The sequence below is a fragment of the Virgibacillus sp. W0430 genome, from assembly GCF_051846935.1.
In the GTDB taxonomy this organism is placed as follows: Bacteria; Bacillota; Bacilli; order Bacillales; family Amphibacillaceae; genus JBPYCR01.
The window spans coordinates 37,241-53,715 of the sequence record NZ_JBPYCS010000015.1 but is presented as its reverse complement, the minus strand read 5'-3'; the positions used below and the strand labels follow the sequence as shown (position 1 = coordinate 53,715).

Sequence of the window (16,475 nt, the reverse complement as noted above, 5' to 3'; positions counted from 1 at the left end):
TTTTTGTAAAACGATTTAATTATATGGTGACAAATTGTTCCTTACTTTTTATATAAAATATGCTAGATTGAAAGAAATTACTCTAGCAAAGTGAGTGGGCGATATGAAAAACAATAATAAACAGCCACAAACGAATTCAACAAGCAAGGAAAATGAATCCCCTCCAGTTATTGATTGGCAACGTGATTACGAGCCTAGCGGTTTTAAAAAAACAGAGCGTCATTCCAATGGTTTTTGGGTTAAAATAAAGCCGATATTTTTAGCAGTTATATCTGCGGTGGCTATTGGAATAGTTTTGGGTAGTATTATGCTTAATCTTTTTACAACTGTAAAAAATGACAGTGAACCACCTGGGACAAGCCCGGCATCCATTCAAACGACAGAGGAAAATGACGAAGAAGAGAGCAAGACGAATCGTGCTTCAGATCATAGGAAAGAAACTGAAATTAAGTCTATGCAAGCGTATGTTATTCAGGGTGGGGTTTTTAAGGAACAACCGAATGCAGAGGAATGGTTACACACGTTTCAAACAGAAGGGCATAATGGTGTTATATGGAATAGAGATGATGAATTTTACGTAATTCTTGGACTTTTTACAACGAAAGAGAAGGCAAGCCGGCAAGTAATAAAAATTAAAGAACAAGGATTGGATGCATTTGTTAAACAGTGGACAACTGATTCAGTACGCGTTAATTTAAATGAAGAAGAAGAACAGTTGGTATTACAATTTCAAGAAATTTGGCTGCACTTTATGAAAGCTTTGGAGACGCACCAATTAAACGAATCATCCTGGGAAGATAAATTAAATAAGCTAGCACTCGAAAAAGAGTCATTTATACAATTACATAAAAAGACATCTGATCTTCTTCAAGACCTCAATCAGAAATCAGCTAAAGAAGTACAATTCGCCTTATTAAAAGCTTGGCACCACTTCGATGAAGCGATACGTGAAGAAATGAATGAATGAAAAATGATTTTCCGTTAGTATATTTGTGTATTTGTTTGCTTTCACCATATAAAAGTAAGCTAATTGTTAAACCTTCTATGTGATTCTTTCTTTTTCATAATTGGTGCTCCCTTAATAAACGACTTATGATACATATAAGCAAAATACAGGGAGGGCTATTGATGAAAGTATCACCAATTATGATTAAGAACGTACCAAAAGAAGATCGGCCACGTGAACGATTAATTTCTTTAGGATCGAATCATTTGTCAAACCAAGAATTGCTTGCAATTTTATTAGGAAGTGGAACGAGACAAGAGTCTGTTATGGATTTGTCCTATCGATTACTCATGCATTTCGAAGGTTTAAAGCTATTAAATGACGCTACGATTGAAGAATTAACCGCGATCAAAGGAATTGGGCCGGCAAAGGGCGTAGTCATTCTAGCGGCAATTGAACTCGGCAGGAGAATGCATCAATACAAGCCAGAGGACACGTATATTATTCGCTCTCCAGAAGACGGCGCTGATTACGTTATGGAAGAAATGCGGAATTTAAATCAAGAGCATTTTGTTGTATTATTTCTAAATACGAAAAATCAAATTGTACATCGGCAAACAATCTTTATCGGCAGCTTAAACGCTTCAATTGTTCATCCTAGGGAAGTATTCCGCGAAGCTGTAAAACGATCGGCAGCTTCAATTATTTGTGCCCATAATCACCCATCAGGCGATCCGTCCCCATCTCAAGAAGATATCCACGTCACTAAAAGACTCGTACAGGCTGGTAAAATGATTGGAATTGAACTTCTCGACCATTTAATTATTGGGAATAAACGGTTCGTATCGTTAAAAGAGAAAGGATATATAGGATAACTCGGCTTAGCATAGTAGTAGTCCATATGTTCGATATGATAAGGAACTGCTGCTTCAATTTTTAAAAAAGAAATGATACCCCTATCTATTTTATGTTTTTTTTCGTATAATTGAATAGATGTAAATGAACGCGCCATTTCACACATTGAAAGTGGCGCTTTATTTGGGAAAGAGCATATAAAAGAACGTTAATAGAGAGTAGAAGCTTCCTACAATATGGAAAATTTATATTTTGTACGTACTTTTCCTTCTCGTAGCGTAGCAAAGCAAAACCTGTTCATTATTCAGCTTGTATGAATTTTTTAAACGAACGCAAACTATACGTTCGTTTTTACTACAGTTTATACATCATAGAATGGCCATAGGGAAAGGGAGATCTTTTTGTCTAAATTTAGCTTATCTCAAGATTTAGGAATAGACTTAGGTACATCAAACACACTTGTTTTTATGAAAAATAAAGGAGTTGTCGTCAGAGAGCCTTCTGTTGTAGCAAAAAACATTGAAACAGGAGAAATCGAAGCTGTTGGAAGTACAGCAAGAAACATGATTGGTAGAACTCCAGGTAGTATATCTGTTGTCCGACCGATGAAGGATGGCGTAATTGCCGATTATGATACGACCGCCGTAATGTTGAAGTACTATATGAAACGTGCCAGCCGAAAACGTTCTGTTTTTGCAAGCAAACCGAATGTCATTATTTGTGTACCATCGGGAATAACTAAAGTAGAAGAACGTGCAGTAATAGATGCTGCTAAGCAGGCTGGTGCTAAAAACGCATTCCCTATCGCCGAGCCTTTTGCTGCTGCAATAGGCTCTGGGTTACCTGTTTGGGATCCGACTGGGAGTATGATTGTGGATATTGGAGGAGGCACGACTGAAGTAGCAGTAATTTCCCTCGGTGGAATTGTTACAAGTCGATCGATTCGTGTAGCCGGTAACAGTATGGATGAAGCAATTTCACAATACATTAAAAAACAGTATAATCTGATGATTGGAGAACGTACAGCAGAAGCGATTAAAATGGAAATCGGTCATGCAGGTGAAACTGTGGAGAAGCTCGACATGGATATTCGAGGTCGTGATTTGTTAACGGGACTCCCTCAAACAATTTCAGTTACATCCAGAGAAATAGCAGGGGCATTGAATGAATCCGTAGAGGCTATCGTTGATGCAGTGAAAAATACGCTAGAAAAAACGCCACCGGAATTGTCTGCCGATGTAATGGATCGAGGGATCGTTCTTTCTGGTGGAGGGGCTTTATTGAAAAACTTGGATCAAGTAATTAGCAACAGGACTGAAATGCCTGTATTTGTAACGGATAATCCACTGGACAGTGTGGCAGTTGGAACGGGAATGTCACTTGACTACATTAAACAATTTAGTTCACATCCAAATATTTCCTCACGTGCCACACTAGAAGATTAAGTAGGTGTTTGCATGTCTTTCTTTCAAAAAAAGCGTTTGTTTTTTTTATTAATAGGGATGATCATATTAGTTGTGCTTATCGGATACTCCTTAACAAATAGAGAACAGTTGTCAACTCCTGAAAAGTTTGTGTTGGATACAGTCGGTCTCGTACAAAATACAATTCAAACACCTGTCAAATATGTGACAGGTATATTTGGGAATGTTGGCGATTTTAAAAATACGTATAAAGAAAACGAGCTTCTTAAAAATAAATTAGCTGAATATAAAAGTTTGGCTTATGAAGTGCAAGAGCTAAAAGAGGAAAATGAACAGTTAAGAAAAGCACTTAATAAAACAGATTCCATTCATAAATACAAAGCGATACAAGCTACCGTTATTTCACGTTCTCCAGAGCGGTGGATTGAGCAAGTAACGATTAATAAAGGTAGTGCAGCCGGTGTGAAGGAGAATATGGCGGTCATTACTCCTGAGGGAATGATTGGCAAAATTCAAGCAGTTTCCACATCTGCTTCAACAGTGAAATTGTTAACGGGCTTTGATCAATTCAATCGAATTTCTGCGACAATCTCTCGTGACGGAAAGGACATTGTTGGGTTAATAGAAGAATACGACAAGGAAACAGATTCTTTATTATTTAAAATTATAGAGGAGTCTGATAAAGACCTTGAACAAGATGAACTCGTTGTATCTTCAGGACTTGGTGGTTTATTTCCAGCAGGACTGCCAATTGGTACGGTAAAAGAAGTTATTCCTGATCAATACGGTTTGACTCGAACGGCCCTCGTGAAGCCTGCAGCAGATATGTACGATATCAGTCATGTAATTGTAGTAGATCGTGAAGCGCCAGGAATAGGAGCGATACAAGAATTAAAGGAGGATGAAGAGTCATGAGACAATTGTACTTTTCCCTTATCCTCTTTTTTTTGCTCGTATTTGAAGGAATCGCTTTCGAATTACTTCCAAATAACTTAGTCGTTGGCGACTTATTTATTATCCCGCATTGGATATTTGTATTTTTGTTTTTAATGGCTGTTTTTTATGAAAATAATACGAATGCTTATTCTATTATTTTTGGAATTATTTTTGGGTTGCTAATTGATATTGTATATACAGGAATATTAGGTGTGTACATGTTTGCTTATCCTGTTACTCTATATATAATTAGCAATCTTAAAAATTTATTTCATGCAAATTTTATTGTTACGCTTTTTTTAGGTATAATTGGGATAACTATCGTAGACTCAATTATTCACCTCGTATACATAGCCGTCGGTATTATAAATATAGGCTGGAGCAACTATTTAATATATCGCTTACTTCCAACGTTAGTAGGTAATTTAATATTTTTAATAGCAATGTATCCAATTGTAAAAAATAGGTTCATCAAATGGAAAAGTGAGCAATTAGATCAAGGAACTGCTTTTTAAGATGCTTTTTTGTACTTCATCCGGCCATAGCATATCAAGATACACTGTAGCATTTGGATGAAACAGAATGAGGTGAACGTATCATGCTTGACAACAAAAAACAGAAAATAACGATAAAAGGAACGAGAGATGGGCTCACACTCTTTATTGACGATAGATGCTCGTTTGAAGCAGCTTTTCAGGAATTGAAAGAAAAAATAAAAGCTAATCGTCCATCCAAGGATGAACCCGTAGTCTCTGTCCTAGTAAAGCTAGGCAATCGATATTTACATAAAGAAGAAAAAGAACTATTAGAGCAAGTAATCGGTATGAACAATCGACTTACAATTGAAGGATTTGACTCAGACGTTATTTTAAAGGAAGAAGCACTACAATGGAAAGAAGAAAGTGAAGCAAAGGTGATTAACCAGATTGTAAGGTCTGGACAAGTGTTGCGAGTGAAAGGTGACCTAATTCTCATAGGAGATGTGAATCCTGGCGGACAAGTAGTTGCAACTGGGAACATTTACATCTTAGGAAACTTACGTGGCATAGCTCATGCAGGGGAAAATGGAGATCGTGAAGCGGTGATCGCTGCTTCCTATATGAAACCAACTCAGCTGCGGATTGCAGATTACGTCAGTAGAGCACCAGATTATGAATCCGAAGGTGTGTATATGGAGTGTGGGTTTATTAATCATGAACAAGACAAAATTATAATTGATCGATTACAAGTTCTTTCACAGATGCGGAATAAATTAAGCACGTTTGAAAGGAGATTTCTGAATGGGTGAAGCAATAGTCATTACGTCAGGTAAAGGTGGGGTAGGAAAGACAACAACGACTGCGAATATTGGCACCGCCTTAGCTTTAGTTGGTAAGAAAGTATGTTTAATTGATACGGATATCGGTTTAAGAAATTTAGACGTAATTATGGGTCTAGAAAACCGAATTATTTATGATATTGTCGATGTAATTGAAAAACGGTGTAGACTCAAACAGGCGTTAATTCCAGATAAGCGGTTTGACTGTTTATCTTTATTGCCCGCAGCACAAACGAGTGACAAATCCTCCGTTACAACGGAAGGGATGGAAGCAATTGTAGCAGAGCTAAAGCAAGATTTTGATTATATTTTAATAGATTGTCCGGCTGGTATCGAACAGGGCTTTCAAAATGCCGTTGCAGGTGCGGACCAGGCAATAGTAGTTACGACACCTGAAAAGTCAAGTGTGCGCGACGCAGACCGGATTATTGGCTTATTAGAACAATATGAGATGGAACGGCCTCGACTTATTATAAATCGCATTCGAAATCAAATGATGAAGGATGGAAATATGCTTGCCATAGATGACATCGTTCAAATTCTCTCCATTGATTTAATAGGAATTGTAGTAGACGATGATCAAGTAATTGCAGCATCTAATCAAGGAAAACCTGTAGCATTTGAGCCAAATACGAAAGCATCCATTGCATATCGTAATATTTCTCGCAGAATTTTAGGAGAATCGGTTCCTCTCCAATCGCTTGAAGAAAATACAGGAGTGTTTAAGAAAGTTAAAAAATTTTTTGGCATGCGATCCTAACTTAATAAATAACCGTTAAAATAACAAGCTATGATGATTCTAGTTGTACAATATATGACGTTGGTGAAGAAAAATCACATTACTTTTTGGCAGGGAAATGTGAAGGAAATTCACTAACGTCATTTTGATTTCATAATAGAAAACAAGTGAATTTCCCTGTAGAATAAAAGTCATCGAAAACCATATCCGAGAGTAATCACTTGTAGATTCGCTTATGGGTACAGAAGCTTCACGAATTATAAGATTCGAATCATGCTTTATTTAAAGCTAAAACCTAAAGAAGCAAGTGTAATACAAAACATACAGAAACACACTCCAATGCAAATTAAACAGAATGGAAGTGTGTGCAATAGTGATATTAGCCCTTTTTAAGCTGACTGGACGAAAGCCTTAGGACTCCCGCGGAAAGCCTGTCGGCTGTAGTGCAAATTAGCGAATCATAGCGCAAGCTTTGATATTTTTCAGCTTACAAAGACGCTAATGAGCTTCCATCCAGTTTCCGTGTATTTTCTTCACTAGCGTCGTTTATTATAGAACCTTTTTATGTTACTAGATGGAATAATTATCCAATTTCCTGCCCTTATTTTAATACATAACTTGTCCAGTGCTTTCATACAATGATAGAAAATGTGCAAACAAGGGTTGTGAAAATAATGGATAGAGGAGTAAATAAAGTAAGAGAGAAAATAAAACAGCGAAAAAAACTTCGTCATTCACAAACAAATCATAGGGCTCAAAAGCAGATGAGACAAATACATCCGGGGATTGTACAAGAAGAAGAAAAACACGGTTATTATCCTTCTGTCATGGATCAACCAATCGCTAGTCAAAGTGAAAGGAACCGACTTTCTGGCATGTTTATGAAAGCAATACTTTCAATAGTCCTCTTCTTTGGGACAGCTTGGATCTTAGAAGCAAATGCCGAATATATGGAAAACCCTAAATATTGGACAGTTACTGCTTTAACGGAGGAATTCCCTTTTGCTCGAGTGAATAAATGGTATCAAACAACCTTCGGCACACCCCTTGCATTCACTCCATCTGATAGCAATGAAGGAATACTATCTACAGATCAAGCAGCAATGCCGGTAGATGGTCGCTTGGAACAAACTTTTCAAAGCAATGGAGAAGGGATCATGATATCTCCAAAAGAAACGGCTCATGTGTCTTCCATTAAGGAAGGTATCGTAATATTTGCAGGAAATGATCGGGAAATGGGTAAAACGGTTATCGTCCAGCATCCGGATAATAGTAAATCAACGTATGGACATTTAAGTGCTATCCATGTTCATCTTTATCAATATGTGAATAAAAATCATTCAGTTGGTGCTTTTCAGCCAACAGTTGAAACAAAAACTGTGTTTTTTTCTATTGAAAAGGATAAACAATTCATCGATCCTATTCAGGTGATTCCAGTTGACGATTTACAATAATATATTCCCACGTGTTCATCTGCATCCAATTTTATTTATATTTGTAGTCATTTCTTTTTTAACAGGAACGTTTATCGAATTGTTTATTCTTATGTTTATCGTGTTTATTCACGAAATGGGACATTACACAATGGCAAAATTACTCCATTGGCGTATACAGCATATTACGCTTTGGGTTTTTGGCGGTGTCATGCGTACAGATGAACACGCGAACAAACCTATATATGAAGAATTTTTAGTTACGATAGCGGGTCCCGCTCAGCATTTGGTATTATATGTCTTAATTCTTGTATTGGAACATACAACTTCTTTACCAGATTCTATTTTTCAGCTTACCTATCAATACAATACAATTATTTTTTTGTTTAATATGCTTCCGATATGGCCATTGGACGGAGGCAAGCTCCTTTATTTAAGCTTATCCTCTTTTTTGCCATTTCGAAAAGCATATTATTTTATTATTCGTTTTTCTATAGGCCTTACATTGTTCTTCTTAATTTACCAATTGTTTATACACCAATTTACGTTGAGTGCATTCTTTATAATGATTTTTTTATTTATGGAAAACCGTACAGAGTGGAAACAGCGCTATTATGTTTTCATTCGGTTCTTACTGCAGCGTTTTGAAGGAAGAGAAATAATTAAAGGTTCAGTTCCGCTTTCGGTACATTATAATTGCTCTTTAATGCATATATTTTCTTTATTCAGACGTGGCCGTAAGCATCCAATCTATGTTTATTTCTCTGCTAACAACCGAATTGTTCTTGATGAACAGGAATGCTTGCACTATTATTTCAAAGACAAGAAATATGATCAAACGATCGGAGAAGCTGTAAATAAGTAATCGTATTCCGTTCTTATTTAACAGGAAAGGAATGTATAGTAGCGCTAAATAAAATAGATCTATTTATGTTTACAAATAAGAAACTCAATCGAAAGCCACCATTCGTATGAGTAAAATGTTTTTGGGGAACACATGCACGAATCTAACTAGATAATATGTGATCAATTTTACTTCGAACGATATACACATGAATAACACCGTTAATTTTCACTGCCCACGGAAAGCGTAGTGTATATCTACTGCGGTCGGTAGGAATCAATACTAAAATTAACGAATACAAAGAGAGGTTTTTTAACTTCTTAAAATAGCACCCACAAATACGTGACTCAATCCCACCATTCCCTTGACATGAAAAAATCAATGTGATAACATTGTTTTGTTATTATTGTAGCACCACGCTACAACCGCACAGATCAGGTTCAAACTTGTAATGGAGTACCTGTATGGCGAGTCTGAGTATATTAGGAGGTGCATTAAAAGATGTATGCAATTATTGAAACAGGTGGTAAGCAAGTAAAAGTTGAAGAAGGCCAAGCAATTTATGTTGAAAAGGTCAATGCTGAAGCAGACGAATCAGTAACTTTTGACAAAGTATTATTTGTAAGCGGAGAAGATGTTAAAGTTGGATCTCCTTACGTTGAAGGTGCTTCTGTTACTGCAAAAGTTGAAAAGCAAGGTCGTCAGAAAAAAATAAGAGTGTATAAATATAAGCGCAGAAAAAATTATCATCGTACACAAGGACATCGTCAGCCATATACGAAGCTTGTAATTGATAAAATTAACGCGTAAGGCAAACCGATGATTAATGTAAATGTTTTTCGCAAAGCGGACAAGATAACTGGCTTTCAAATTGATGGACATGCAGAAAGCGGCCCGTATGGTTACGATCTTGTATGTGCTGGAGTTTCTGCTGTCACATTTGGTGCGGTTAATGCAGTCATGGAGCTATGCAATCTACAACTTGAAATAGATCAAGCTTCTGATGGTGGTTTTTTAGATGTGAAACTACCTAAGTCGATTGTAAAAGATCAATTCGATCAAGCTAGTTATCTATTTGAAGCGATGTTAATATCTTTGCAGACAATTGAACGCGATTATGCGCAGTTTATAAAGATCAATGAAGGAGGTGCTGGATAATGTTACGTTTAGACTTACAGTTTTTTGCACAGAAAAAAGGTGCAGGTAGTACGAGAAACGGTCGTGACTCTCACGCTAAACGGTTAGGTGCGAAGCGTGCAGATGGTCAATTTGTAACAGGCGGCTCAATTTTGTACCGTCAACGCGGAACAAAAATCTATCCGGGTGAAAACGTCGGCCGTGGTGGAGATGACACACTTTTTGCTAAAGTTGATGGAGTCGTTAAATTTGAACGGTATGGCCGTGACCGTAAAAAAGTAAGTATTTATCCTGTATCACAAGAAGCATAATTATAAAAACTCCAATCGTACCGGTTGGAGTTTTTATTTTTAGTCTTTTCATCATATAAATATCAAATATTAAATATATCAATATGATTCATTTCTCCTATTTGCTATAATTTCTATAACAATAGGGGGAATTAAATGTGAATGAAGAAAAACTCGTCCAATTTATACAAAATTATCGGCATGATATTTTAAATGAACTGCAAATTATTCAAGGGTACATAAATATGGAAATGAATAAAAAAGTAAACGAGAAGGTCGCACAAGTCGTCGACAATTTTCACAATGAGCGCAAGTTACTCAGCCTCCAAGCTCCTAAATTTGCGATATGGGTTATGCAATTCAATCATGTGTATGGAAACATCCGAATAACATACGATATGTTTATTGAAAACCTTAATCTTCAAAGTACAGACGATCAACTTGTACTGTTGTGCGCAAATCTTATGCATTGCTTGGAAAAGCATAGTGAAAAGGACGCGTTTTTTGAAGGAAAGCTAAGTATTCATAAACAAGCGGACAATGCGAAGATTATAGTAGATTTTTCGTTTGATGGTAAGGATCTTTGCTTAGAAAATTTCAAAAAATGTGTTCAAAAGGATAAAATATATGATGTTCTAGGAACGGATACAGGATTTAATTGTAGGTTTACTGTTCCTTGTCATTAAAAGAGGTGAAAAAGATGTTTGTTGATCAGGTAACCGTATTTGTAAAAGCAGGTGATGGTGGAAATGGCCTTGTTGCTTATCGACGTGAAAAATACGTACCAAAAGGCGGGCCTGCTGGTGGTGACGGTGGTAATGGTGGAGACATTGTTTTTGAAGTTGATGAAGGACTAAACACTTTAATGGATTTTCGTTACAACCGTCATTTTAAAGCAAAACGCGGAGAAAATGGGATGAGTAAGGGCAAGCATGGCAAAAATGCCGATCCGCTCGTTGTTTACGTTCCCCCTGGTACGACCGTTTACGATAAAGATACTGGAAGTGTTTTGGCTGACTTGACAGCGAGCAAGCAGCGAGCGGTTATTGTTCAAGGCGGACGTGGTGGTCGCGGAAACATGCGATTTGCTACGCCTAATAACCCTGCTCCTAATATTGCAGAAAATGGTGAACCAGGCCAAGAGAAAGATATTACAGTCGAGCTTAAAGTTATTGCTGATGTTGGACTTGTAGGATTTCCAAGTGTAGGAAAGTCGACACTGCTTTCTGTTGTTAGTGCAGCGAAGCCTAAAATAGCAGATTATCATTTTACTACTTTAGCACCAAATTTAGGTGTCGTTGCAACGGAAGATCAGCGCAGCTTTGTTATGGCGGACTTACCAGGTTTAATTGAAGGAGCGCATGAAGGGGTCGGTCTTGGGCATCAGTTTCTACGTCACGTCGAACGAACAAGACTTATTGTCCATGTAATTGATATGGCACGTACGGAAGAAAGAGACCCTTATGAAGATTTTACAAAAATAAACGTTGAATTATCTGAATATGATACAACTTTGCTTGACAGGCCACAGATCATTATAGCAAATAAAATGGACATGCCCGGTGCAGAGGAAAATTTACAGCAATTTAAGAAAAAGTTAGGCGATCGTTTACCTGTATACCCAATCTCAGCACTAACAAAAAATGGGTTAAAAGAAGTATTGTTTGCGATAGCCGATCAATTAGAAACTATTCCAAAGGCTGAACAAGAGCACCAGGAAAAAGTACACTACCGATACGAGAAACAAATAGCTAACTTTAATATACATCGGGAATCGGACGGTACATTTGTTTTATCAGGAGAAAAGATTGAACGACTTTTCAAAATGACTGACTTTAGTACAGATGAGTCTGTACAGCGGTTTGCAAGACAGCTACGGAAAATGGGTGTCGATGAAGCGCTACGTCAGCGGGGTGCATTGGATGGAGATAGTGTTCGTTTACTTGACTTTGAATTCGAATTTGTTGAATGAGAACAGGATCAATAAATGAGGGATTGCTATGGAGAAAGATAAAGAAAAGTTTTATTTGGTGCGACAAGATGTTTTACCCGAAGCAATGAAAAAAACAATCGAGGTAAAAGAGCTACTTGAACATGGGAAGAATATGACAATCTATAAAGCCGTTCAAAAAGTAGGTTTGTCTCGAAGTGCTTACTATAAATATAAAGATTCGGTTTATCCATTTAAAGCAATGGTAAAAGAAAAAATTATAACGTTATTTTTTCATATTGAAGATCGGACGGGTACATTATCCAAGCTTTTAAAAATTGCAGCTGAGATGGGATGTAACGTCTTGACGATTCACCAAACGATCCCGATACAAGGAAAGGCAAATGTAACCCTGTCTTTGGATATTTCACTTATAGAAGGAAGTATTAGCGATTTAATTCATAATTTAAATCAACTGGATTTTGTTGAACGTGTAGATATGTTAAGCTCCGGGGTATAACGAGGAGGAAAATTGGTTGAGAAATAGAATCGGCTATTTAGGCCCAAAAGGTACTTTTACAAAATTAGCAGTGGATGCAGCATTTAATGGAGAACATAAACATAGTTTTACAACGATCCCTGAATGTATCGATGCGGTCGCATCAGATGAGATTGAGATAGGGGTCGTACCTATGGAAAATGCAATTGAAGGAACGGTCCATTTAACGATCGACTATTTAGTACACCAAGTTCGTCTGCCAATCGCAGCAGAAATAATAGTTCCAATCAAACAGCATTTACTCGTACCGCATTCATTCAGCGGTGATTTAAGCGATATTCAAGGTTTGCACTCCCATAGTCATGCAATAGCACAATGTCATCAATTTATTCATCAATATATGCCAAGTGCTTCGATTTATTATGAATCTTCAACTGGAAAAGCAGCAGAGCTCGTAAGCGAAGCCCACGCTTCCATTGCTGCAATAGGAAATTCACTAGCAGCAAAAGAGTACGGATTAAAGATTTATAAAGAAAACATTCATGACTATCCAAATAATCACACACGATTTGCGGTATTGACAAAGGACAAAAGTAAAGTAAAAATTAAACATGCTGTACAAACAGAAAAGACAAGTTTATTAATTACCCTACCAAGTGACCAGGCAGGTGTTCTTCATCAAGTGTTATCAGCATTTGCTTGGCGAAAAATGAACTTATCCAAAATTGAGTCGAGACCGATGAAAACAGGATTAGGAAACTATTTTTTTATTATTGATGTAAATGAACCATATGATGATGTGTTATTTCCAGGTGTAAAAGGAGAGCTGGAAGCATTAGGGTGCCAAGTTACAGTTTTAGGAACGTACCCTGTATATCAGTTGAATGTATAACAGAAATGTGCTCGCTTGTAAATCAGGGAATACGGAGTTATAAGCTGGTTGAAGTAAACTTAAAGTCGGTTGGATTTCAGCCGTCTTCTCATGTAAAAACCGTTACGAAAACGGTAAGGAGAAGACGGCTTTTTTGGCGTCAAAAAGACGAGATGTACAATATATGCCGTTGATGAGGGAAAATCACATTACGCCAGAGAACCTAAAAAAGATGTTACTTCTTTTAGAACAACGAGTAAAATCCGGTAGTATTATTGCTTAGAACAAATGCAAGTTTTTATAGGCAGCAACAAACTCTTATAATATTTTGATTAAATAAATGGTATATTACCTTCGAACCTATCCAGTTTTGCTCGATTTTCTTTTAATATCAGAATTAATAGTTGTTTCCTAAATTTTTTCAACTTTTATGAATCCGATGCATATGTTGATATAGAGTAATTAGCCTAGATCATTAACGATAGAAAGGAGTTTGGTTCGTTTGAAGATACACATTGTACAAAAAGGGGATACATTATGGGAGATTGCCAAGCAGTATGGTGTTGCCTTTGAGGAATTAAAGCAGATGAACGCGCAAGTAGCTAGTCCAGATATGATAATGCCTGGAATGAAAGTTAAGATTCCAAGTTCGGCCAAGCAAGTAAAAAAACAAATGGGAAAGGAACAAGCGATAAAGCAAACAGAGAACATTGAAGTTAAACCGAAGCCACAAATTAAAGAGGATGATAACGAAAAGCCAAAAGATATACAGCTAAAAATGCCGATGTACCATATGCCCGTCTATCCTATTCATCCGTTGCCAGTTATGGATCAAGAGCTGTATCAGACTAAGACATTTGATTATCCAAAGGCTCCGGAACCTCTAAAGCCAAAAGAAAATAAAAAAGAGATGGCAAAAGAACAATCGATAAACAAAACGGAAGCAAAAAAAGAACAGGATACGTATCTACATGATCAAATGAAGGTGCCAAGTTCATGCAACCAAATGCCAATGATGCCAATGTGCTGTCATTATATCCATCCTTGTTGCACACCTATGCACTTTAATCATATGCCAATGCAACCAATGCAAATGCCAGCTAATTATATGCAGTATGGCGGTCAACCACCTAGTTGTCCGCATGGAATGATGGACGGATCTTCAGAAATGCAACATCCTATTTCTGCGTATCCACATACGGGCTTATCGATGGAAAATCAACAGATGAATTTTGGACAGATGCCAATGACTAATATGCACCCCAACGATCATATGGGAGAAGGATATACGATGAATATGCACCATCACTCAACAGAGCCATATCCTCCAAATCGACAGTTACGCTCCAATCCTACACCACCTAATTTACATGGAAGCTCCCATACAGGATACGAAAAGTCTGATGAAGGAAAAAAATAAGAAGAGGCGATAGATCGTCTCTTCTTATTTTTGGTATGAGTAAAATGTTTGTGGGGGAACAGATGCACGAATCTAACTAGATAATATGTGATCAATTTTACTTCGAACGATATACACATGAATAACACCGTTGATTTTCACTGCAGGTGGATGCTTTCCGCGGGCACGGCTTCATCCTCCTCGGAAAGCGTAGTGTATATCTACTGCGGTCGGTAGGAATCAATACTAAAATTAAAGAATACAAAGAGAGGTTTTTTAACTTCTTAAAATAACACCCACAAATACTTGACTCAATCCTTATTTTTGTTTCTCTTTTGTTTAACTGGCATTCAATGTTAAAATAGATAGACGAGAAATAATACTAAAAGGAGCGATCTACACGTGGAAAAAACCGTTAATCAAATAGTGGAATGGTTGCAGCTACAAACGAAACAAGCAAATGCAAATGGACTATTAGTAGGAGTCAGTGGTGGTTTAGATTCAGCTGTCGTAGCATATTTAATAAAACGCGCTTTCCCTAACGCTTCCTTAGGTGTTGCAATGCCACTTAAGAGCAATCCGAAAGATATCGCTCATGCAGACCAAGTAATCGCTGAAAGTAAAATTACTCCTTTAACGATCGATCTAACAGAAACACACAAAATGTTGTATTCGAATATAAAAAATCAACTCATCGAAAATAACGAATGGAATAAAGAGACAGACCGTATGGCTGACGCTAACTTACGAGCTCGGCTTCGTATGAGTACGTTATACACGATAGCGACAAATTATCGCTATTTAGTTGTAGGCACTGACAATGCATCCGAATGGTTTACAGGTTATTTTACAAAGTATGGAGATGGCGGGGTTGATATGCTGCCAATCGTTGATTTTACGAAACAGGAAGTTCGTGAATTAGCGGAATATTTAGGTGTACCTCATGATATTATAAATAAAAAACCAAGTGCAGATCTGTGGGAAGGTCAAACAGATGAAGAAGAAATGGGTACAACATATGACAAAATTGACGCATTCATTAAAGGAGAGCCTGTACCAGATGAAGATCGCTTAATCATTGAAAAAATGCACAAACAGACAGAGCATAAACGAAACATACCTTCGCAATTTAGACGATCGTTACCTTAAATTAACACGATTAAAGACCTCCTTTGTTGAAAAACTATAAAATAAAGGAGGTTTTCTAATTGCTAAAAAAGGTGAACTTAATATGGATTGCAGCAATGTTTATGTTGTTTGTGGGCTGTTCGAATGGACAAAAGGATACGTCACAAGAAAAAGAGGGTACAAATCCAAACCCAATTCGATATGAAACGAAAGAAGAGTACAATGCACGCCATGGAATTAATGATTATGCCGACAAAGATTACTATCAAAGTGATGAAGCAGGAATCGCTCCAGATGGCAACGAAAGAAATATATTTAATACAGAAGAATCTTTATTAATCGCCCAAACGTTACAAAGAAAAACGGATATAAAGCAAGCACAGGCAGCTCTCGTAGATAGTAAAATCATTGTTTTTGTTACGTTGAACGATTATACGAATGACAATATTAGTAACAACATACGACAAATTGTACAAGAAATCGTCCCTGAAAAAGAAGTAATAATTTTTACGGATGAGATACACTGGAATAGAATGCGTCACCTTCAGGCTGGTTTAAAACAAAGGGAAATCGCAGAAAATTTAGAGCATTATTTTGAAGAGAATTTTAATATACGAATAAAGGATGAATAATGAGAAAAGATCGAACTGTAAGGACGATTGCCTAGTATTACAGTTCGATTATCGGAATTAAAACCAGTAGGGAGATAATAAAAAAATATAACGT

General features: G+C 37.0%; 19 protein-coding genes and 1 other annotated feature. All 19 genes read left to right on the top strand.

From position 1 onward, the window contains the following. Window positions 1-103: 103 nt before the first annotated feature. The 19 genes from ACLIBH_RS09425 to ACLIBH_RS09335 all read left to right on the top strand — a co-directional run bounded on the left by ACLIBH_RS09425 (window position 104) and on the right by ACLIBH_RS09335 (window position 16,381). Window positions 104-967: an SPOR domain-containing protein gene (locus ACLIBH_RS09425; protein WP_439316455.1), complete on the top strand. Its 864-nt coding sequence runs from the start codon at window positions 104-106 to the stop codon at window positions 965-967. A gap of 161 nt (window positions 968-1,128) precedes the next feature. Then, a complete protein-coding gene (gene radC / locus ACLIBH_RS09420; RefSeq protein WP_439316454.1) occupies window positions 1,129-1,821 on the top strand; it encodes a RadC family protein in 693 nt (230 codons plus the stop codon). A gap of 381 nt (window positions 1,822-2,202) precedes the next feature. After that, a complete protein-coding gene (locus ACLIBH_RS09415; protein WP_439316453.1) occupies window positions 2,203-3,246 on the top strand; it encodes a rod shape-determining protein in 1,044 nt (347 codons plus the stop codon). A gap of 12 nt (window positions 3,247-3,258) precedes the next feature. Next, window positions 3,259-4,140, top strand: a complete 882-nt coding sequence (gene mreC / locus ACLIBH_RS09410) for a rod shape-determining protein MreC (protein ID WP_439316452.1) — start codon at window positions 3,259-3,261, stop codon at window positions 4,138-4,140. Continuing rightward, entirely contained in the window at window positions 4,137-4,676 is a 540-nt protein-coding gene (mreD, locus tag ACLIBH_RS09405) for a rod shape-determining protein MreD (protein ID WP_439316451.1), read from the top strand. The genes mreC and mreD overlap by 4 nt, the downstream gene beginning before the upstream one ends. 83 nt (window positions 4,677-4,759) lie before the next feature. After that, window positions 4,760-5,449, top strand: coding sequence for a septum site-determining protein MinC (minC, locus tag ACLIBH_RS09400; RefSeq protein ID WP_439316450.1), 690 nt, complete (start codon window positions 4,760-4,762; stop codon window positions 5,447-5,449). After that, entirely contained in the window at window positions 5,442-6,239 is a 798-nt protein-coding gene (gene minD, locus ACLIBH_RS09395; protein WP_439316449.1) for a septum site-determining protein MinD, read from the top strand. The genes minC and minD overlap by 8 nt, the downstream gene beginning before the upstream one ends. Before the next feature lie 653 nt (window positions 6,240-6,892). Continuing rightward, on the top strand, window positions 6,893-7,672 hold the full coding sequence (locus ACLIBH_RS09390) for a peptidoglycan DD-metalloendopeptidase family protein (RefSeq protein ID WP_439316448.1): 780 nt from the start codon (window positions 6,893-6,895) through the stop codon (window positions 7,670-7,672). Beyond that, the gene (locus ACLIBH_RS09385) at window positions 7,656-8,516 is read left to right on the top strand and encodes a site-2 protease family protein (RefSeq protein WP_439316447.1); all 861 of its coding nucleotides are present in this window, start codon (window positions 7,656-7,658) and stop codon (window positions 8,514-8,516) included. Before ACLIBH_RS09390 ends, ACLIBH_RS09385 begins: the two co-directional genes overlap by 17 nt. 392 nt (window positions 8,517-8,908) lie before the next feature. Next, window positions 8,909-8,980: a sequence feature (ribosomal protein L21 leader region), on the top strand. 16 nt (window positions 8,981-8,996) lie between these two features. Then, window positions 8,997-9,305, top strand: coding sequence for a 50S ribosomal protein L21 (rplU, locus tag ACLIBH_RS09380; RefSeq protein WP_439316446.1), 309 nt, complete (start codon window positions 8,997-8,999; stop codon window positions 9,303-9,305). Between the two features lie 9 nt (window positions 9,306-9,314). Then, window positions 9,315-9,653, top strand: a complete 339-nt coding sequence (locus tag ACLIBH_RS09375) for a ribosomal-processing cysteine protease Prp (protein WP_439316445.1) — start codon at window positions 9,315-9,317, stop codon at window positions 9,651-9,653. Continuing rightward, window positions 9,653-9,943: a 50S ribosomal protein L27 gene (gene rpmA / locus ACLIBH_RS09370; protein ID WP_439316444.1), complete on the top strand. Its 291-nt coding sequence runs from the start codon at window positions 9,653-9,655 to the stop codon at window positions 9,941-9,943. Before ACLIBH_RS09375 ends, rpmA begins: the two co-directional genes overlap by 1 nt. Window positions 9,944-10,080: 137 nt before the next feature. After that, a complete protein-coding gene (locus ACLIBH_RS09365; RefSeq protein WP_439316443.1) occupies window positions 10,081-10,608 on the top strand; it encodes a Spo0B domain-containing protein in 528 nt (175 codons plus the stop codon). A 14-nt stretch (window positions 10,609-10,622) separates the two neighbouring features. Beyond that, window positions 10,623-11,894, top strand: a complete 1,272-nt coding sequence (obgE, locus tag ACLIBH_RS09360) for a GTPase ObgE (protein WP_439316442.1) — start codon at window positions 10,623-10,625, stop codon at window positions 11,892-11,894. 28 nt (window positions 11,895-11,922) lie between these two features. After that, the gene (locus ACLIBH_RS09355; RefSeq protein WP_439316441.1) at window positions 11,923-12,372 is read left to right on the top strand and encodes an ACT domain-containing protein; all 450 of its coding nucleotides are present in this window, start codon (window positions 11,923-11,925) and stop codon (window positions 12,370-12,372) included. Window positions 12,373-12,388: 16 nt separating this feature from the next. Next, entirely contained in the window at window positions 12,389-13,243 is an 855-nt protein-coding gene (gene pheA / locus ACLIBH_RS09350; protein ID WP_439316440.1) for a prephenate dehydratase, read from the top strand. A gap of 481 nt (window positions 13,244-13,724) precedes the next feature. After that, entirely contained in the window at window positions 13,725-14,642 is a 918-nt protein-coding gene (safA, locus tag ACLIBH_RS09345) for a SafA/ExsA family spore coat assembly protein (RefSeq protein WP_439316439.1), read from the top strand. A gap of 381 nt (window positions 14,643-15,023) precedes the next feature. Beyond that, window positions 15,024-15,770 carry an NAD(+) synthase gene (gene nadE, locus ACLIBH_RS09340; RefSeq protein ID WP_439316438.1) on the top strand — a complete coding sequence of 249 codons (747 nt, stop codon included), beginning with the start codon at window positions 15,024-15,026 and terminating at the stop codon, window positions 15,768-15,770. A gap of 59 nt (window positions 15,771-15,829) precedes the next feature. After that, window positions 15,830-16,381 (top strand): YhcN/YlaJ family sporulation lipoprotein, encoded by a 552-nt coding sequence (locus tag ACLIBH_RS09335; protein WP_439316437.1) that lies wholly within the window; start codon window positions 15,830-15,832, stop codon window positions 16,379-16,381. Window positions 16,382-16,475: the final 94 nt, after the last annotated feature.